Annotated in this window: 13 protein-coding genes; all 13 read left to right on the forward strand. The window is 68.2% G+C overall.

From position 1 onward, the window contains the following. Positions 1 to 285 precede the first annotated feature (285 nt). The 13 genes from C8D78_RS00880 (at position 286) to C8D78_RS00940 (ending at position 19,094) form a co-directional block, all read left to right on the forward strand. Positions 286 to 1,839 carry an ABC transporter substrate-binding protein gene (locus tag C8D78_RS00880; RefSeq protein WP_120950010.1) on the forward strand — a complete coding sequence of 518 codons (1,554 nt, stop codon included), beginning with the start codon at positions 286 to 288 and terminating at the stop codon, positions 1,837 to 1,839. A gap of 60 nt (positions 1,840 to 1,899) precedes the next feature. Then, complete coding sequence (locus tag C8D78_RS00885; RefSeq protein ID WP_120950011.1) at positions 1,900 to 2,853, forward strand: ABC transporter permease; 954 nt, start codon at positions 1,900 to 1,902, stop codon at positions 2,851 to 2,853. Continuing rightward, on the forward strand, positions 2,850 to 4,943 hold the full coding sequence (locus C8D78_RS00890) for a dipeptide/oligopeptide/nickel ABC transporter permease/ATP-binding protein (protein WP_120950012.1): 2,094 nt from the start codon (positions 2,850 to 2,852) through the stop codon (positions 4,941 to 4,943). Before C8D78_RS00885 ends, C8D78_RS00890 begins: the two co-directional genes overlap by 4 nt. Continuing rightward, a complete protein-coding gene (locus C8D78_RS00895; RefSeq protein WP_120950013.1) occupies positions 4,940 to 5,947 on the forward strand; it encodes an oligopeptide/dipeptide ABC transporter ATP-binding protein in 1,008 nt (335 codons plus the stop codon). Before C8D78_RS00890 ends, C8D78_RS00895 begins: the two co-directional genes overlap by 4 nt. 67 nt (positions 5,948 to 6,014) lie before the next feature. Then, on the forward strand, positions 6,015 to 8,729 hold the full coding sequence (locus C8D78_RS00900) for an alpha-L-rhamnosidase (protein WP_120950014.1): 2,715 nt from the start codon (positions 6,015 to 6,017) through the stop codon (positions 8,727 to 8,729). Continuing rightward, positions 8,726 to 9,715, forward strand: a complete 990-nt coding sequence (locus tag C8D78_RS00905) for an alpha/beta hydrolase (protein ID WP_341867104.1) — start codon at positions 8,726 to 8,728, stop codon at positions 9,713 to 9,715. The genes C8D78_RS00900 and C8D78_RS00905 overlap by 4 nt, the downstream gene beginning before the upstream one ends. A 34-nt stretch (positions 9,716 to 9,749) precedes the next feature. Beyond that, complete coding sequence (locus C8D78_RS00910) at positions 9,750 to 10,109, forward strand: VOC family protein (protein WP_120950015.1); 360 nt, start codon at positions 9,750 to 9,752, stop codon at positions 10,107 to 10,109. A gap of 182 nt (positions 10,110 to 10,291) precedes the next feature. Next, positions 10,292 to 13,048 (forward strand): glycoside hydrolase family 78 protein, encoded by a 2,757-nt coding sequence (locus C8D78_RS00915; protein WP_244208173.1) that lies wholly within the window; start codon positions 10,292 to 10,294, stop codon positions 13,046 to 13,048. Further along, positions 13,045 to 14,055, forward strand: coding sequence for an alpha/beta hydrolase fold domain-containing protein (locus C8D78_RS00920; RefSeq protein ID WP_120950016.1), 1,011 nt, complete (start codon positions 13,045 to 13,047; stop codon positions 14,053 to 14,055). Before C8D78_RS00915 ends, C8D78_RS00920 begins: the two co-directional genes overlap by 4 nt. A gap of 134 nt (positions 14,056 to 14,189) precedes the next feature. Continuing rightward, positions 14,190 to 15,080, forward strand: a complete 891-nt coding sequence (locus C8D78_RS00925) for an alpha/beta hydrolase (protein WP_120950017.1) — start codon at positions 14,190 to 14,192, stop codon at positions 15,078 to 15,080. Between the two features lie 114 nt (positions 15,081 to 15,194). Next, the gene (locus C8D78_RS00930; protein ID WP_120950018.1) at positions 15,195 to 16,067 is read left to right on the forward strand and encodes a fumarylacetoacetate hydrolase family protein; all 873 of its coding nucleotides are present in this window, start codon (positions 15,195 to 15,197) and stop codon (positions 16,065 to 16,067) included. Further along, positions 16,067 to 17,827 carry an FAD-dependent monooxygenase gene (locus C8D78_RS00935; protein ID WP_120950019.1) on the forward strand — a complete coding sequence of 587 codons (1,761 nt, stop codon included), beginning with the start codon at positions 16,067 to 16,069 and terminating at the stop codon, positions 17,825 to 17,827. The genes C8D78_RS00930 and C8D78_RS00935 overlap by 1 nt, the downstream gene beginning before the upstream one ends. Beyond that, positions 17,805 to 19,094 carry a DUF3500 domain-containing protein gene (locus C8D78_RS00940; protein ID WP_120950020.1) on the forward strand — a complete coding sequence of 430 codons (1,290 nt, stop codon included), beginning with the start codon at positions 17,805 to 17,807 and terminating at the stop codon, positions 19,092 to 19,094. The genes C8D78_RS00935 and C8D78_RS00940 overlap by 23 nt, the downstream gene beginning before the upstream one ends. Positions 19,095 to 19,181: the final 87 nt, after the last annotated feature.

Genomic DNA, 19,181 nt, shown 5'->3' on the forward strand with positions numbered 1-19,181 from the left:
TCATTGGTTGAAAGGGTCGTCCCTCAGCACTCGGACACTGTGCGTCCGCCCGGCATCCGTCCGGAGTGACCCCCACCACAATACTTTTCCAATCAATGACATTCTCGTGTTTCCGTTTGAGGCGTCGCCGTGATCCTTGAGTGAGCCGGTCACCGAGCCCCATCTGACGAGAGGGGCACCGGCGCAACGGCCCGGAAGCCGGTCACGGACGATCGGCACACAGGCCGCCAAGCTCCTCCGGATGTTGACCCCCGTTTGCTGAGAAAGAATGCGAAGGCGCACTACATGAAACTTCTGAACTCCACCGCACGACGGAGCGCGGCCGTTCTGGCCGGAGCGCTTCTGCTCGGCCCGCTGACCGCCTGCGGCGGCGGGTCCCAGGCGGCATCCGCCGTCAACAAAGACGCATTGACCATCGCCGTCGACAGCGACAGCGCCTCCTTCGGCTTCGATCCCCTGCGTGTCGCCGACGCGCAGCGGCAGTTTTTTGAAGGTCTCTACGAAAACCTCATGACCCTGCAGCCGGACGGTTCCGTTGGGCCGGGCCTGGCCAAGGAGTTCCACTACAGCGCGGACAACACGGTCCTCACCTTGACCCTCAAGGAAGGGGTCACCTTCACGGACGGCGAGACCCTTGATGCGGCACTGGTGAAGGCCAACCTGGACCGCCGCAGCGACCCCGCACTCAGTGCCTACTCCGCCATCGCCAAGGGCGGCGCACAGGAAATCACGTCGGTGAGTGTTGTCAGTCCCACCCAGGTGGCCATCAAGTTCGCCAAGCCGCAGCCGGGGTTCGAAAAGAACCTCGCCTCCACCATGGGCATGGTTGTCGGTAAGAGCGGTGTTGCCGATACCGCCAGCCTCGCCAAAACCCCGGACGGCTCGGGACCCTACACGCTCGACCCCTCCACGGTTAAGGGCAACAAGTACGTCCTGGTGAAGAACGCCAAGAACGCCGACGCCGCAGACTACGCCTACAACAAGATCACCTTCAGCGTCATCCAGGATCCCCAGGCACGCGCCAACGCCCTCGTCTCCGGCCAGGCCGACGTCGCCATGCTCACCTCCCCCACGGTGGACTTCGCAAAGTCAAAGGGCCTCGGCGTGTCCCAGATCGGCGGAACCCTCCACACCATGGTTTCCTTCGACAAGACGGGGAAGACCGCACCCGCCTTTGGCAGCGAAAAAGTCCGCCAGGCGTTCCAGTACGCCATAAACCGCCAGTCGCTGGTAGACGCCCTGCACAAAGGTGATATCGCGTCCTGGAATGCCCTGCCCAAGGATTCCGCGGGCTTCACCGAAACGCTTAACACCAAATTCGCCTACAACCCGGAGAAGGCCAAGAGCCTGCTGGCTGAGGCCGGCTACGGCAACGGCTTCGAGTTCACCATCGTTGGCAGCGCTGAAACCCAGACGGACCTGCAGGCGGTCCAGAAGGATCTGGCTGCCGTCGGAATCAAGATGAACATCAAGATGGCTTCCTCCACCGATGAAGCCTTCGCGGCCGTCGCAACCACACCCCTCGGCTACGCCGCGCTCGGCTGGGACAACCCGGTGGGCCTGATGTACGGCGTGGTCCTGAACGGTTTCACCAATGTGCAGAAGGCCACCGATGAGCAGCTGACGGCCGCCACGGGCGAGGCCGCAGCCGCGAAGGACGACGCCGCCAGGAAGACCGCCCTGACCAAGCTCAACACCCGTTTGCTGGAATCCGGCTGGATGATCCCGCTCTACGAGTCACTCACCAACCAGGGTTACAACACGAAGAAGGTTCAGCAGGTGAAGTTCGCAGGTTCGAACGCCTACCCGCTGCTCTCGTCGTACGCACCGGCCAGCTAAACACCGAACCTGCCGGACGGCCACCCCGCCTTCGGGCGGCCGTCCGGCAGGACCTGACCGATGGAGGTCACCATGGCACTATTCATCACCAAGCGTCTGCTGATGGCGCTGGCCACCGTGCTGGTTGTTGCGGTGCTGGCATTCCTGCTGGTGCACGCGATGCCCGGCAGCCCCGGCGCCGTGTCGCTTGGCGCCGGGGCGTCCCAGGACGCTATCGACGAGGTCAACACACGGCTTGGCTGGAACGATCCGCTCCCCGCCCAGTTCTTCCGCTGGCTCGGTGACGCCGTCCAGGGAAACCTGGGGGCGTCCCTGATCGATGGCCGCTCGGTTAGTGCGGACCTGGGCAACAGGCTTCCGGTGACGGCCTCACTCGCGGCCGGCGCCACCGTGCTGAGCGCGGTCCTCGGGATCGGCCTGGGCGTCACGGCGGCGGTCCGTGGCGGCCTGGTGGACCGGATCGTCGGCGCGATCTGTGGCCTGGCGGTTGCCCTCCCGGCCTTCTGGATCGGCATCATCTTCGTGTACCTGTTCGCCGTCCAGTCCTCGGTCTTTCCCGCCACCGGGTACGTGCCGTTCGAGGTCTCGCCGCAGGACTGGGGCCTGTCCCTGGCTCTCCCAGTCATCACGCTTGCCGTCGGCGGAGCGGCCTTCATTGCCCGCCAGACCAGGGCCTCGATGCTTGAAGCGTTGCAGCAGGAGCACGTCCGGACGCTGCGTGCCACGGCCACCCCCACCTGGAAAATCCTCTACGTCCACGCCCTGCGCTACGCAAGCCTGCCCATCGTGGCCGGCATCGCCCTCCAATTCATCGGCCTGTTTGGCGGCTCCGTCATCGCGGAGCAACTCTTCGCCATGCCGGGTCTGGGCCAGGCCGTCCAGACCTCCGTCAGCACCCACGACGCCCCGGCCGTCCAGGGCGTGGTGGTCATCGCCACGGTCGTGGTGGTGGCCGTGAACCTCGTGCTGGAACTCGCCACCAAGTTTCTCGACCCGAAGTTGCGTGCCTCATGATCCCCAACGTCGCCCCCGCCCCTGCAGACAGTGCGCAAGCCACGGCTGCCGCAGCTGTGCAGCCCAATTCAGTGCAGCCCAAGCCCGGCCAGCGGACCGCCTTCAGCAAAGTTTCCGCGAGCCGACTCGTCGGCTCGCCCGGGGGTGTGGCCGGCATCGTATGGCTGGGAGCCCTGGTGATCGCGTCGCTGACTGCCCCGTGGTGGCTGCCGTACAAGACCGAAGACCAGGACTTCACCGCCGTCCTGTCCGGCCCCACCGCCGCGCACTGGCTGGGCACCGACGAGCTTGGCCGGGACCTCCTCAGCCGGATCTTCGCTGCCGCCGCAGGCACCTTGGGAACCTCCCTGATCACGGTGATTGTCGGCGTCGGGCTTGGAACGGCCCTGGCGATGGTGGCCGCGGGTGGAGACCGGACGGAAGGAGTGATCAGCCGCGTCACCGAGGTCATGATGTCGCTGCCCGGCACCGTCATCATCCTGGCGGTCATTGGTGCCGTCGGTACCAACATCCCGCTGGTCATGGCCATCCTGGGTGTCCTGATCTCCGCCGGCATCTACCGCGTCATGCTGGGCCAGGCCAAGTCGCTTCAGTCCCAGCTCTACGTGGACGCCGCCAAGGTGGACGGCGTAAGCACCCTGGGCATCAGCCTCCGCCACGTCCTGCCCGGACTGACCAACACCATCGTGGTTCAGTCCGCCCTCATCTTCGCCGTCGGCATGCTCATCCAGGCCGGACTGGCGTTCATCGGCTTCGGCCCGCCCATCCCGCAGCCCAGCTGGGGCGGCATGATCCAGGGCGCCTCGCAGCACGTCTACGACGCCCCGTGGCTCATGGTTCCGACAGGTGCGGTCCTTGCCCTGACCGTCCTTGCCGCGAATGCCATCGGCAACGCCCTGGGGAAGGCGCCGAATACCGCGGCATCGCACCTGCCGTCGGCAGGTGCGCGCCGCCAGCGTGGTGGTTCTGTGGCATCGGCAGGTGCCGCAGCGGACGCCGCCGTCGGCGCAGCGGCTTCGGCTGCCGACCCCCGAGCCATGCCGGCCAAAGGCCAGCTGAGCGTCCGCAACCTTTCGGTAGGGGTCGATGGAGGGACTCCGCTGGTCACGGGCGTCTCGTTCGACGTGGAGCAGGGAACGGTGCTGGGGCTGGTGGGGGAGTCCGGCTGCGGCAAGACCATGACGGCACTGTCGTTGCTGGGACTGCTGCCCGCCGGGGTGTCCGCCGCCGGCGGGCAGATCCTGTGGAACGGCAAGAACCTGGCCGCCGCCACGGAGCGCGAGATGGAAGGCATCCGCGGCCGGGACATCGCCCTGATCTCGCAGGAACCCATGCGGGCCTTGGACCCCATGTTCACCGTGGGCTACCAGCTCGCCGGGGCCATCCGCCGGCTGCGCAAGGTAGGCAAGGCCGAGGCACGTGCCGAAGCCCTCAGCCTGCTCGAAAAGGTGGGCATTGTGGACGCCAAACGCATCCTCAAGACCTACCCGCACCAGATCAGCGGCGGCATGGCCCAGCGCGTCGCCATCGCCCTGGCACTCTCCGGCCGCCCCCGGCTGCTGGTGGCCGATGAACCCACCACGGCGCTGGACGTCACCGTGCAGGCCGAAATCCTCTCGCTGCTGCGCACCCTGGTGAAGGACACCGGGATGTCCGTGGTGATGGTGACGCACGACCTCGGCGTGGTGGCGGACATCTGCGACAACGTCGCCGTGATGTACGCCGGTCAGGTGGTGGAAAGCGGCCGTACCGCCACTATTCTCGACAACCCCCGCCACCCTTACACCTTGGCGCTTCTGGCCGCGGACCCGCACGCCAACACCGCGGCGGACATGCCGGAACGGCTGGCCACCATCAGCGGGCAGGTGCCGCAGCCAAAGGACTGGCCCACGGGCTGCCGTTTCATGGCCCGCTGCCAGTTTGCCGGCGCCGCGTGCGCCGCCCCGGTGCCGCTGCTGTCCTCGGGCTCCGAGTCCGGGATGGTCCGCTGCGTGAAGGCGGACGAACTGGCCGTGGAGGGCCTGGAATGGCTGGCCACCGAAGTGCCGACTCACCGTGTACTGAAAATCGTCGAAAAGGATCTGGCATGAGCATCGAGACGGCAGAACGGCAGGACACGGCGCCAGCTGCGCCGGAGCAGCCCATGCTGGAGGTCAAGGATCTGGTGGTCCGGTACGGCCGCGGCCGGAAAGCTGCAGCAGCCCCGGCAGCGGTGGACGGCGTCAGCTTCTCCATCCGTCCCGGCGAGACGGTAGGCCTGGTGGGGGAATCCGGCTCCGGAAAGTCCACCATCGGCAAGGCGATCCTTGGCCTCCAGACGAGCGCCGGCGGCATCATCAGGTTCCAGGGCAAGGACATCACCCATGCCGGGGCTGCAGAGCGCCGCGCCCTCGGCGGCGAACTCCGGGCGGTCTTTCAGGACCCCAACTCCTCGCTGAACCCGCGCCAGAGCATCGGTGCTTCGTTGGCGGAACCGCTGCGGCTCCGCGGCGTTACGGCCGCAGTGGCACGCCAAAAAGCAGAAGCCATGCTGGAACGTGTCGGGCTGCCCCGCGAGGCCGTGGACCGGTACCCCAGCCAGTTCTCCGGCGGGCAGCGCCAGCGCATCGCCGTGGCCCGTGCCCTGATCTGCGAACCCAAACTCGTCGTCTGCGACGAAGCAGTCAGCGCACTGGACCTCTCCACCCAGGCCCAGGTGCTCAACCTCCTCGCCGACCTCCGGGATGAACACGGGCTCAGCTACCTGTTCATTGCCCACGACATCTCGGTGGTCCAGTTCCTCGCTCAGCGCGTCGTGGTGCTCTACCGCGGCCAGGTTATGGAAAGCGGGCCCGCGGCAGCCGTCACGGAGTCGCCCGTGCACCCCTTCACGCAGGCCCTCGTCGCCGCCTCACCCGTGCCGAGGGCCGCCGAACAGGCCGAGCGGAGGATGCTGCGCGAATCCCTCGGCGTCCGCACGGCTGCTGCGGTGACGGCGTCGCAGGCGGGCTGTCCCTTCAGCCAGCGGTGCCCGCTCGCCACGGAACTTTGCACCGCCGAGCGTCCGGCCCTCCGTCGGGTAGGTGCCGCCGACGTCGCCTGCCACTACGCCTGACCCCCGGCGCAGCCCAACGTCAGAACCGCGCTATCCAGCTGAACCGAATTTCAGGGAGCTTCCCCGCATGAACCACCCCACGCACCTTCGTACCGAGCACCTCAGCGAAGCCTTCGGGATTACCAATACGCTGCCCAGATTCAGCTGGACCCCGCCGCAGGGCACGGTCCGGCAGGTTGCCTACCAGCTGACGGCCAGCAACGGCTGGGACACCGGCCGGGTGGCGAGCGGCACGCACAGCTTCGTGCCGTACGGCGGGCCGGACCTTGGCTCCCGGGAGCGGTTCGACTGGACGGTCCGGACCTGGAACGTGGCCTCTGACGGTACCGAGGTTCTGTCAGCCTGGTCCGCGCCGATGACCGTGGAACTGGGCCTGCTGCATCCCGGCGACTGGACCGCGCAGTGGATCGGGCCGGACGAACCGGCGGTTCCGGAACCCGGGGAGCGCCCCGGACACGCGCTGTCGAAGACCTTCACCCTAGACGCCGCACCGGATCTTGCGCGCGTCTACGCCACAGCCCACGGCATCTACGAGCTCTTCATCAACGGCGTACGGGTGGGGGACCAGCAGCTCACCCCGGGTTCGACGAGTTACCATAGCACGCTCCAGGTGCAGGCCTTTGATATCGCCGGCCTGCTCCGGCCCGGCTCCAACGCCGTCCGGGCCGTCCTCACCGACGGCTGGTATCGCGGCACGTTCGGGTACACGCGCGTTGCCGACATGTACGGAACACAGACGGCTTTCCTGGCCCAGCTGGAGCTGGGTACGGGCGGACAACGGACGGTCATCGGCACCGACGTCTCGTGGCACGTTTCCGCGACGGAGATCGTCAGCGCCGATCTCATGGCCGGGCAGCGAGTGGATTTCCGCCGCCGCCACCAAGGAGCAGGGCGCGCGGTCCTCCGGGACGGCAGCTTCGCTGGCCTGACCGGCCCGGTGGCGCCGCCCACCCGGATTGTGGAGGAACTCGTGCCGATCTCCATCACCCGGCTCAGCAACGGCAACCAGGTCGTGGACCTGGGCCAGAACATCAATGGCTGGATCCGCCTGAGCCGGCTTGGCGCCCCGGGCGCGACTGTCACGCTGGTGTACGGCGAAGCCCTCGACGCCGACGGGGACGTCACCCAGGACCACCTCCGCCCCCATGATTTCCGCAATCCGGGGCAGTTCCTCGGCGCCGGCCAGGTGGATTCCGTGGTGGCCTCGGGAGCGCCGGGGGAGGTCTTCGAACCGCGCCACACCACCCATGGTTTCCAGTACATCGCCGTGCAGGGACTGGACGCAGACCTGGAACCGGGGGACATCACGGGCTGCATGGTCCAGACCGACCTGGAACGCCTGGGCACCTTCAGCTGCAGCGACCGCCGGCTCAACAGGCTCCACGACATTGTTGAATGGAGCTTCCGTGGCAACGCCTGCGAGGTCCCCACCGACTGCCCGCAACGCGAAAAAGCCGGCTGGGCCGGCGACTGGCAGCTGTTTGCGCCCACGGCCGCCTACCTCTTCGACGTCGCAGGATTTACGGCGAAGTGGCTCAACGACGTCCGCAAGGACCAGTGGGACAACGGGGTGGTCACGAACATCTCTCCCTCGCCGGGACCGGAGCTAACCGGGGCCGAATTCATGGCCTTCACGAACGGATCCTCAGGGTGGGGAGATGCGGTGGTCATGGTGCCCTGGGAGATCCATCTGGCCACCGGTGACACCGGCATCCTGGAACAGAACTGGGAGGCCATGGAACGTTGGCTCGGCTTCATCCGCAGCACCGCGGAGGGCGCCCGGCACCCGGCCAAGGCGGCGGCACATGGCGCGCCGGCCCCGCACGAGCAGTATCTCTGGGACACCGGCTTCCATTTCGGGGAATGGATGGAACCGGGCGGCCCGGCGCCGGACCTGTTCGCCTCCCGGTCCGCCGACAACGGCATCGTGGCCACCGCCTATTACCGGCACTCCTCCGCCATCATGGCCAGGATTGCCGCCGTACTGGGTAAGGAGGACAAAGCCCGGGAACTCGGGGAGCTCTCCGAAAACGTCCGCCGCGCGTGGCAGCGGGAATACCTGCGGGCCGACGGAACAGTGGGGAACAGGACAGTGGGGAACGGAACGGTGGGAAACAGAACAGTCGACGGCGGTACGCAGGCCAATTGTGTGCGGGCGCTCGCCTTCGACCTCGTGTCCGACGACGTTCGCGCCGCAGTCGCCGGGCAACTGGCAGGACTGGTCCGCGACGCCGGAACCCATCTGGGTACCGGGTTCCTGGCCACGCCGTACCTGCTGCCCGTCCTTGCCGACAACGGGTACCCCGACCTCGCCTATGAGCTGCTCATGCAGGACTCCGAGCCGTCCTGGCTTGCGATGGTGGACCGCGGTGCCACCACCGTCTGGGAGGCCTGGAACGGCCTCGACGCGGACGGAACAGCCCGCCAGTCGCTGAACCACTACAGCAAGGGTGCCGTTATCTCGTTCCTGCACCGCTACACCGCCGGCCTGCGCCAGGCACCCGGGAGCGCGGCCCACGAACGGATCATCATCGAGCCCCGTCCCGGCGCCGGGATCACCTCCGCGGCCACGTCGCACCGCGGCCCGCAGGGACTCATCGGTGTCAGCTGGGCGATCGACGACGACGAGATCACCCTCACGGCGACCATCCCGTCAGGAACCACGGCGGAAGTCAGGCTGCCCGGCCAGCCGAACGCCGTCGTCGGGCCTGGAACCCATACCTTCACCGCCCCTTCCGGCGGCAATGACCACCAGCCCCGACTTGCAAGGAGTGCATCGTGACCCCGGACGCCGCCACAGCCATAGAAACCGCCCCCGGCGAAACGGAACAGGCCGCACCAGCGGGGCTGCCGGCCCCGGCCTTCCCGGCGTTCCTGCCCCCGGGCGCGGCCGACGTCGTGTCGGAAAACTCTGCCGTCCACCGCGAAGTCAGCTATGCGATCGCCATCGGCTTCCGCCGGCTCGCCATGGATATCTGGCTGCCCCGCAACGCCGCCGAGACACCGGTGCCGCTGGTGGTATGGATCCACGGCGGTGCCTTCCAGCTGGGGGACCGCCGCGAGCTGCCGCCCACCTTCGCCCCCGATTCAGTGTTCCGCCGGCTGAATGAGGCCGGCATCGCGTGCGCCACCGTGGATTACCGCCACGCCCTCGAAGCGCCGTTCCCGGCGCAGCTGCACGACCTCAAGGCCGCCGTCCGGTACCTCCGCCAACACGCAGGCTTCCTGGGGGTCGACGCCGGACGGATCGGCGCCTGGGGCGAATCGGCAGGCGGACACCTGGCCGCCCTGCTGGGACTTACCGGCGCCAGGGAGGACCTGGAAGGCGGCCTCGGAGTCCAAGGCCACTCCAGTGCCGTGAGCGCAGTCGTCGACTTCTACGGGGTGTCCTCGCTGCCGGACATGCCGGCCATGAGCATTCCCCCGGGCATGATGAACGGGCCGTTGAGCGCGGCCGTGCCTAACGGCATGACGCTCGAGCCCGGCCCCATGCTGGTGGGCGGCACCGCCGACGCCGCCCTGCTGGCCGCCGCCAGCCCACTGGGCTACGTCGGCGCCGACGCGCCGCCGTTCCTGCTGGTCCACGGCGACAGCGACGGCCTGGTCCCGCTCTCGCAGAGCGAACTGCTGGCCACTGCGCTCGCCGATGCGAACGTCCGCCATGAACTCATCTCCGTCCAGAGCGGTGACCACTGCTTCTTTGGCGCGGAGGACCGGCTGGACGGGATCCTCGGCTCAGCGGTGGATTATTTTGCCCGCGAGCTCTAGGGACGGGCTCAATTTCCGGCGGTAGCATTCCGATATGGCTACCGCACGCTTCCCAGGTCTCGTCATTGATTGCCCCGACGCCGGCGCCCTCGCGGGCTTTTACGGTGCCCTGCTCGGCTGGAACGTGAAGGACGACGGTGACTGGGCCGAAATCCGCCCCGAAGACGGCAGCGACTGTATTTCCTTCCAGCAGGTGGACGGCTACCGGGCACCGGAATGGCCGGGCCAGGAGGTGCCACAGCAGATGCACCTGGACTTGATGGTGCAGGACTTGGACGAGGGCGAGAAGGCCGCTGTCGAGATGGGGGCCACGAAAGCGGATTCCCAGCCCGGCACCACCTTCCGGGTATTCCTCGACCCTGCCGGCCACCCCTTCTGCCTCTGCGTGGACTAAAGATTCTGCACTGACCAGCCACTTCGCCATGCCCGTTCAGACCCGGCAGCAGCGGGGCAGCGGAACAGGCCGGCCCTCCCACCCGGTTTCCAGTCAATGAAACATCGCTAGCGGTCGCAGTAGAGTTCCCGGGACGCTGGGGGGAGCCCAAGTCTTCCCCTTCGTGACGAATCGAGCCGACGTTGACTCCAAACACCCTTCGCTTCCCCTTGCAGGGCGCCGCCCTCCCGCTGGCTGCCGTTCCCTCCGCCCCCCGTTTCGAACACCATGAGGAGCCCCTCGGTATCGGCGAGGACCGGCCGCGGCTTTCCTGGCAGGTCGCCACCGGACTACCTGACTGGGTCCAGACCGCCTACGAACTGGAGCTCGGCCCCGATGAGGCCAGCCTGACAAGCTACGGCCGCACCGAGACCAGGGAGCAGCTCCTGCAGCCCTGGCCCGCACCGCCACTGGAAAGCCGCCAGCGCGTCGCCGTCCGCGTGCGTGTCTGGGGCAATGCCGGAGACGTGCCCTCCGAATGGAGCCCCGTTGCCTACGTGGAGGCGGGATTGCTGACCGCGTCAGATTGGCAGGCAGCCATGATCCGCCCGGCCTGGGACGAGGCCAGCGACGCCAACGAGCCGGCAGCGCGGCTGAGCCGGACGTTCGAAGTGGCCGGACCCGTGGCGTCCGCCCGGCTCTACGCCAGCGCCCACGGGGTTTACGTGGCGCACATCAATGGGCGCCGCGTGGGCCGGGACATCCTGACGCCGGGCTGGACCAGCTACCACCACCGCCTGCGCTACCAGAGCTACGACGTCACTGAATATCTGCGGCCAGGCACGAACGTGATCGGCCTTGAGTTCGCGGACGGCTGGTGGCGCGGCAATCTGGGCTTCCAGGAGAAGCGCAACACGTACGGCAACCGCACCGCCGTGATCGCCCAGCTGGAAATGACCGACGCCGGCGGGGCAGTGAGCGTGATTGGCTCGGATGCGTCGTGGCTGGCCGGGCGGGGGCCGGTGCTGTCGGCAGATCTGTACGACGGCGAAACTTTCGATGCGCGGCTCGTGAACCGTGGCTGGGCCGAGACCGGAGCGGACACCGGCGCAGGCACGGACACGCTGCAGCCCGCCGTCGTGGTTGACGGCTTCGACCCCGCAGTCCTGGCCGCACCCGACGGCCCGCCCGTCCGGGCCACCGAGGAGCTGCCGGTCAAAGCCGTGCTGGGAACGCCGTCCGGAAAGACCATTCTGGACTTCGGCCAGAACCTGGTGGGACGGGTGCGTTTCACTGTGATCGGTGCGGCCGGCACTGAGGTGGTGCTGCGGCACGCCGAGGTTCTGGAGCACGGCGAACTCGGCGTCAGGCCGCTGCGCGTGGCCAAGCAGACCGACTGCTACATCCTGCGCGGCGATTCGGACGGCGAGACCTGGGAGCCCGAGTTCACTATCCACGGGTTCCGCTATGTGGAGGTGAGCGGCTGGCCCGGCGAGCTGGACCCCGAAGCCTTTACCGCCGTCGTAATCCATTCCGATCTGGTGCGGACGGGCACGTTCGAATGCTCCGATCCGATGCTGAACCAGCTCCACTCGAACGTGGTGTGGGGGATGCGCGGGAACTTTGTCGACGTGCCCACGGACTGCCCGCAGCGCAACGAGCGGCTCGGCTGGACCGGCGACTTCCAGATCTTCGCCGCCACCGCGTCCTTCCTGTACCGGATCCCCGGTTTCACCACATCCTGGCTCAAGGACCTTGCCGCGGAGCAGGGGACCGACGGGCCGCCGCCGCTGGTGGTCCCGGAAGTGGTGGCCGAAAAGCCGCCGTTTCCGGACCGTCCCGTCATGGCCGCCTGGGGTGACGCCGCCGTACTTGTCCCCTGGGTGCTGTACCAGCGCACGGGTGACCTCGAGTTTCTCCGCCGGCAACTGCCGGGAATGGTCGCCTGGCTGGAAGCCGCGGCCCGGGCCGCCGGCCCGGAAATGCAGTTTGAGCACGGCTTCCAGTTCGGCGACTGGCTGGACCCGGCCGCACCGCCGGATTCGCCCGGTGACGCCCGCACCCCGTGGCAGCTCGTGGCGCAGGCCTACCTGGCGTACTCGGCGGCGGTGGCGGGCGAGGCCGCCGGGCTGCTGGGCCAGGACACGGAAGCGGAGCGGCTGCGCGGGCTGTCCGCCCGGTCCCGGGCGGTCTTCCGCAAGCGCTACCTCCACGACGACGGCCGGCTCCTGCCATCGACGCAGACAGCCTACGCGGTGGCCCTGCGCTTCGGCCTCCTCGAGCCGGCGGAACACCCTGCCGCCGGTGCCCGGCTGGCCGAAACCGTGGAAACAGACGGCTACCGCATCGCCACCGGGTTCGTGGGAACGCCGCTGGTCTGCGACGCGCTCAGCGATGAAGGATACACAACTGAGGCCTATCGCCTGCTCCTCCAGACCGAGTGCCCGTCCTGGCTGTACCCCGTAACAATGGGTGCCACCACCATCTGGGAACGCTGGGACTCCATGCTCCCGGACGGCAGCATCAACGCCGGCGAGATGACGTCCTTCAACCACTACGCCCTGGGCGCGGTAGCCGACTGGATGCACCGCAGCGTGGCCGGCCTGGCACCGGCTGAACCCGGGTACCGGAAGCTCTCCATCCGGCCGAAGCCCGGCGGGGGACTGTCATGGGCCGCGGCCCGGCACGAGACTCCCTACGGGGAGGCTGCGGTGCGCTGGGAGCTCGCGGGCAGGGAATTCTCGCTAGCGGTGACGGTCCCTGCCGGTTGCACCGCCGCGGTGTACCTGCCCGACGGCGGGACCACCGGCGTCGAAGTCGGTTCCGGGTCGCATTCGTTCAGCTGCACAGTTCCTTTGGACGCAGTTCCGTCAGACGCAGTTCCTTCAGACGCAGTTCCTGCAGACGCTGTTCCTTCAGCGACTGCCGATGGGGCGCGCGAGCCGGTGTTTCTGCCATGAGCCTCGACGTGGAGCTGGAAGGCCTCATGCATCACGTGGCTGAAGTGGACTCCTTCGCCGATCTCCTGGCCGATCCTGCCGGGATGCGGCGGCTGGAGGCGTTCAGCGGCGCGGATCTGCCCTACTCGGCCCCTGCCGTTCCTATCCGTTCGGTAGAAGCACCGGGGCCCAACGGACCAGTGCCCGTCCGGATCTATGGCCCCAGCGGCCGGGTGCTGGACGGTGACCGGGGTTCCACGGCTGCGGATGCGCCCGGTGCCGGACTGCCCGGCCTGGTGTGGCTGCATGGCGGCGGGTTCGCCGGAGGGACGCTGGACATGCGGGAGGCTGACCAAGCCGCCCGTGAACTGGCTGACCGGACCGGGGGCCTGGTGTTCTCGGTCGACTACCGGCTGGCCCGCGACGGTGTCCACTTCCCGGTTCCACATGAAGACGCGCTCGCGGCGTGGATCTGGGCGACGGCCCACGCCGAGGAGCTTGGCGTGGCACCGGGAGCTCTGTGCCTTGGCGGTGCCTCCGCCGGCGGGAACCTTGCCGTCGGCGCCGCCATGTATCTCAAGGATGCCGGCCGGGGGCTGCCCGCCAAGCTGCTCCTGGCCTACCCGCTCCTGCACGCCGTGCTTCCCCCTCCGGAGCCTGCCGCGCCCGACGGCAGGGTGCTTTCTAGCCTGCCGCGGATCCTGCGCTTCACCGAGGACGACTGCCGGGCAATGGTGGAGAACTACATTGGCGGGCCCGCCGGGATGGCGTCCTCGTATGCGCTGCCCGGCCATGCCGACCCTTCGGGACTTCCCCCGGTGGCGATCATCGCCTGCGAATACGATGACCTGCGTCGGTCGGCTGAGCTTTTCCGGGAATCGCTCCGCGCGGCCGGCGTTCAGGTGGCCTTCCGGCTGGAAGCGGGAGCTACGCACGGCTACCTCAACCACTCGGCGGCGCTTGGGATCGTGCAGCAGGGCCTGGCCTTCCTCGCGGCGGAACTGGACTCGGCAAAGCCCTTTCAATGATTGAAATCCGTGGTTTGCGCTGGCCCGGTGATCCGACAGTCTTAGGAGAAGACGCCGGGGCATCACGGAACCGGCGCACCAAGCGAACCAGCGCAGGAAGTGAACCGGCGCAGAAAATACCGAGGGAGTCGACCATGACGGAAGGCCGGGTGCTGAGCGGCATCGAATTCGCCCGCGCGGGCGACGACGATTCCCGCCCGCTGCTGCTTGACCTGTACCTTCCCGGTCCTGGGAGCCGGGCGGCTCTCCGGCCCGCGGTGGTCCATTTCCACGGGGGCGGCTGGCGCATGGGGGAGCGGTCTTCCCTGGGCCCGGTCCTGGACGGATTCGGCATTAGCGCCTTCGAAACCCTCACTGACGCCGGATTCGTGGTGGCATCGGCCGACTACCGGCTTAGCCATGAGGCGCACTTCCCGGCCCAGCTGCACGACGCGAAAGCCGCCGTCCGCTGGCTGCGGAACCATGCCGCCGACTACAACGTGGACCCGGACCGGATCTACGCGTGGGGTGACTCCGCGGGCGGCCATCTCGCCAGCCTGGTGGGTCTCACCGCCCATGCCGACGGCGTCAATGCCGGCGCCGCCGGTGCCGATGCTGCCGTCGCCGCGGTGGCGGCCTGGTACCCGCCCACGGACCTGGGCAGGATGGCCGAGCAAAGCCTGCCGGCCGCCGTCGCCCGGGCCGACGATCCCGGATCCCGCGAGGAACTTCTCCTCGGCGCCGTCCTGGCCGACCAGCCGGCGAAAACGGCGGCGGCCAGCCCCATCAGCTACGCCAGCGCGGCGGCCCCGCCGTTCTTCCTGGCTCACGGAACTGGCGACCGCTTTGTTCCCCACGCCCAGTCAGAAACGCTGGCCGCCGCGCTGGAAGACGCCGGTGCCGAGGTCGAGCTTCTCCTGATTGAGGGCGCGGACCACATGTGGATCCTCCCGGACCACAATCGGGCCGCAGCCGAAAAGGTGCTGGCGGCAACCGTCTCCTTCTTTCTCCGGCAAAGCCGGCCCCCGCACGCTCAGGCCATCTGACCAGCCACTCCACTGCTGCACTACAACTACAGGTTCTCTGACTACAGGGCCTCTCATTGGCGTGCCCACCTACCACCGCCGCCCCCTCCGGGCGGCACCAGAAAGGCCCACTACATGCAGTACATAGGCATCAACCACGACGGCGGCGCATGGGCGGCTGCCCTCCTCGGCTCACGGGTGGTTCCGCTGGCCCCGGTTCCTGACTTCTGGGCCGATGCCGCCGGTTGGCAGGAGAAAGCGCTCTCCCTGTCAGCCGACGCGCTGGTGGATGACTCCGGTGCCGGGCTGGACCGCGCCGACGTCACTGAGATCCCGCTGGTGCCGGCCTCCGCGCGGGTGATCTGCGTCGGCCTGAACTACAGGGCCCACGCCGCGGAAGGCAGCTACAAGGACCAGGATCTGCCTCCTTACCCCACACTGTTCGGGCGCTGGACAGCTTCCCTTTCCGTTTCAAACGTGCCGGCCCCTGTACCCCGGGGCGAAGACGGCCTGGACTGGGAAGGGGAGGTGGCCGCCTACATCGGCCGGCGCGTGGAAGCCGCCGACGAGGCCACGGCCGCAGACTCGGTCTTTGGCTACTCCACGTTCAACGACCTCACTGCCCGCCGGGCCCAGAAACTCACTTCCCAGTGGACGCTGGGCAAGAACGGTGACTTCAGCGGGCCGATGGGCCCCGTGGTCAGCCGTGACGAGGTGGGGGACCTGCGCGACGGACTGCAGGTCCGGACCCGGGTGAACGGCTCCGAAGTCCAGAACGGCAACACCAGGGACATGATTTTCTCCGTCCCGGCCATCATCGCGCTCATCAGCCAGACCTTCACCCTGCACCCCGGCGACGTCATCGCCACGGGAACCCCTGAAGGCGTGGGCTATGCGCGGACCCCGCAGTGGCTCCTGCAGGCCGGCGACACCGTTGAGGTGGAAATCGACCGGCTGGGAATCCTCACCACGCCCATCGGCACGCCGGACCTCAGGGCGAGGGCCTGATGACGGCCATCGAGAACGCCTCCCTTGAGGACCTTCCGGCGGACGTCCCGGTCCTGATTGCCGGCGGGGGACCCAGCGGGCTGTTCCTGTCCCTCGACCTCGCCCGGCGCGGCATAAGCAGCCTCGTCATCGAACCCCGGACGTCAATCGATCCGGACAGGCCAAGGGCGAAGACCACCAACGCGCGGACTATGACACACCTGCGCCGGCTGGGCCTGGCGGACACCCTGCGGAACGCGGCGCCCCTGCCCGTCTCCTACGCCCAGGACGTCATCTTCTGCTCGGGGCTGACGGGGGACGCCGGCCGGGAGATCACCCGGTTCCGCCACGCCTTCCAACTGGTTCCCGGCCGTTACGAACACCAGCCCGAGTGCGGGCAGCAGGTTCCGCAGCCCGTGATGGAAAGAGTCCTGCGGGACGCCGTGGCAGAATCGCCGCTTGCCACCCTGCTGACCGGGCTGAGCGTTGGAGACGTTGACTATGGCCACCGAAGTTCCCCCCGGGACATCTCCGGTCAGGACGGCCCGCCAGCCCGCATAAAAGTCTCGAACACCGCCGGACGCCGCCGCGCCGTGGAGTGCCGTTTCCTGGTCGGTGCGGACGGCGCAACCTCCGCCGTCCGGCGTAGCCTTGGCATCCGGTTGGAGGGCGGCTCGGCGGAACTGTCGAACATCAGCGTCCTGTTCCGTTCCCGGGACCTGGGTAACGCCATCACCCTGGATCCCGCCGTACAGTACTGGGTCCTGGGGCCGGAAGTTGCCGGCATGGTGGGGAGGATGGACCTCGAGGGCACTTGGTGGGCCATTATCCAAGGCGTGGACGGCCGTGAGTCCTTCGATGCCACCGCACTAGTGCGCTCACTGGTGGGTGCGGACGTGGACCTCGAAATTGTCGCCACCGACCCCTGGACGGCGCGCATGCTGTTGGCCCCCAGCTATGGCCGCGACGGCGTTTACCTTGTGGGCGACGCCGCACACCTGAACCCGCCCTGGGGCGGCCACGGCTTCAACACCTGCATCGGCGACGCCGCCAACCTGGCCTGGAAGATCGCCGCCGCCCTGGACGGCTGGGCAGGGCCCGCCCTGACCGGCAGCTATGAACTGGAACGGCGGCCCGTGGCGGCCCGGACCATCCGGGACGCCGCCGCCAACGGGCAGTCGCTCGCGTACCACTTCGCGGATCCCGCCCTGCGCAGCGGCGGAGCTGGCGGTGAGGCGGCGCGGCTCCAGGCGAAAGAGTCGCTCGCGGTCAAGCAAAGTGAATTCGATTCGCTGGGCCTGGTTTTGGGCTACGACTACGCTTCCTCACCCTTGGTGGTCCCCGACGCCTTGCCCGTCCCGGCCGAGGACCCCATCAGGTACTTTCCCTCGGCCAGCCCCGGTGCGCTGCTGCCTCACACCTGGCTGGACCGCTCGACGTCGCTCTACGACATCCTCGGGCCCGGCTTCACGCTGCTCGTGGACGCCGGGAGCCTTGCCGGCATGCCCGCACAGGAGGCCTATGAGCCGGTGCTGGCTGCGGCAGCCCGGCACGTCATTCCGGTAACTGTCGCCGCCGTTGGGCCTTCCGACGACGGAACCGCCATGGCCACGCACTGGCAGGCCTCCGCGGTGCTGGTCCGCCCGGACCAGCACATCGCGTGGCGGGGGACCGACCCTGCCCAGGCCGCCGCGGCCCTTGGCGTAGCCGCCGGCTGGCCTCTGGCCACCCCATCCGAAGACCCAGACAGGAGTTCGCATGTCCGAGCCGTCGTTCCGTGACTATCTTTACCCGCCCGGCCACCCGAGGGTGGCCCAGATCCGGGGCCTCGATGCACGGGGTTATGCCGAGGCGGCGAAGACTGACTCGTTCGCGGGCCCGATGATCCAGGGCTGGGCGGCCCAGTATCCCGAGCCCTTCACCGGGGTGACCAGCGATGGCAACCTCCGGCCCGGGCTGTACACCCTCGCGGAGGCACCCGCGGGGGAGGAAGCGCCCGCAGCCGCGATGACATCGGCCGCCCGGGACCTGTTGGCCGGTCTCACCCCGGACCAGACCCGCAGGCTCTGCTACGGAGTGGACGCCCACGAATGGCAGAGCTGGGCCAACCCGGAATTCATGCAGCATGACACGGGCCTGCGCCTGGAGGAGCTGGCCCCGGACGCCCGGGACCGGATCCTGGCCGTTTTGGCAGCGAGCCTGAGCGAAGCCGGCTATACGCTGGTCCGGAACCTCATGCGGATCAACGGATTCCTCGGCGACCTCGTGGAGCTGCCGGAGCTCATGAACGAGTACAGCTACAACTTCGCCCTCTTCGGTGAACCGTCCGAGACGGCACCGTGGGGCTGGCAGCTCTTCGGGCACCACGTGGCGCTCAACGCGTTGGTGGCCGGGACCCAGCTCGTGATCTCCCCGGTGTTCCTGGGCGCTGAACCGGACGTCATCGACGCCGGCCCGCACCAGGGCGTTGCGGTTTTCAAGGAGCGGATCGCCCTGGCCCGCCGTCTCATGGAATCGCTCCCCGGGCCGCTGCGGGAACAGGCCACCCTCTTCGCGGAGATGCAGGATCCGGCGATGCCCGAGGGCCGGCTGCATGCCGGGGACGAACGGCACCTGGCCGGCTGCTTCCAGGACAACCGTGTGATTCCTTACGAGGGCATCCCGGTCAGCGCGATGCCCGCGGCGGCGCGTGCGATCCTCGACGAGCTAGTGGCAGATTTCATCGCGGCCCTCCCCGACGGGCCGCGGTCCGCCCGTCACCGTGAAATCGCCGCACACTGGGACGAGGCCTGGTTCTGCTGGATCGGCGGATGGAGGGGCCAGCACGCGTTCTACTTCCGCGTGCAAAGCCCCGTGCTGGTCATGGAACTGGACCACCATACCGGCGTCTTCCTCAGCAACGACACGCCGGCTCCCTTCCACATGCACACGGTGATGCGCACGCCCAACGGCAACGACTACGGCCGCGCCCTGGTCCGCCAGCATCAGAAGGCCGGCAAGTCTCAGGAGGCCAGTCGATTTCAGAGAGTCGGCCAGGACGGAAGCTGAATCTGCGGGCCGCCGCCGACTAAACAGCCGCCGACCAAACAGCCAGGGTCCGGAACTCCGAGGAGTTCCGGACCCTGGCCGTTGCTG

This window comes from Arthrobacter oryzae, from assembly GCF_003634095.1.
GTDB lineage: Bacteria > Actinomycetota > Actinomycetes > Actinomycetales > Micrococcaceae > Arthrobacter > Arthrobacter oryzae.

Bases quoted from the DNA above. Each gene is read 5' to 3' on its own strand.
- C8D78_RS00880 (WP_120950010.1), top strand. From the start codon at position 286: ATGAAACTTCTGAACTCCACCGCACGACGGAGCGCGGCCGTTCTGGCC.
- C8D78_RS00885 (WP_120950011.1), top strand. From the start codon at position 1,900: ATGGAGGTCACCATGGCACTATTCATCACCAAGCGTCTGCTGATGGCG.
- C8D78_RS00890 (WP_120950012.1), top strand. From the start codon at position 2,850: ATGATCCCCAACGTCGCCCCCGCCCCTGCAGACAGTGCGCAAGCCACG.
- C8D78_RS00895 (WP_120950013.1), top strand. From the start codon at position 4,940: ATGAGCATCGAGACGGCAGAACGGCAGGACACGGCGCCAGCTGCGCCG.
- C8D78_RS00900 (WP_120950014.1), top strand. From the start codon at position 6,015: ATGAACCACCCCACGCACCTTCGTACCGAGCACCTCAGCGAAGCCTTC.
- C8D78_RS00910 (WP_120950015.1), top strand. From the start codon at position 9,750: ATGGCTACCGCACGCTTCCCAGGTCTCGTCATTGATTGCCCCGACGCC.
- C8D78_RS00920 (WP_120950016.1), top strand. From the start codon at position 13,045: ATGAGCCTCGACGTGGAGCTGGAAGGCCTCATGCATCACGTGGCTGAA.
- C8D78_RS00925 (WP_120950017.1), top strand. From the start codon at position 14,190: ATGACGGAAGGCCGGGTGCTGAGCGGCATCGAATTCGCCCGCGCGGGC.
- C8D78_RS00930 (WP_120950018.1), top strand. From the start codon at position 15,195: ATGCAGTACATAGGCATCAACCACGACGGCGGCGCATGGGCGGCTGCC.
- C8D78_RS00935 (WP_120950019.1), top strand. From the start codon at position 16,067: ATGACGGCCATCGAGAACGCCTCCCTTGAGGACCTTCCGGCGGACGTC.
- C8D78_RS00940 (WP_120950020.1), top strand. From the start codon at position 17,805: ATGTCCGAGCCGTCGTTCCGTGACTATCTTTACCCGCCCGGCCACCCG.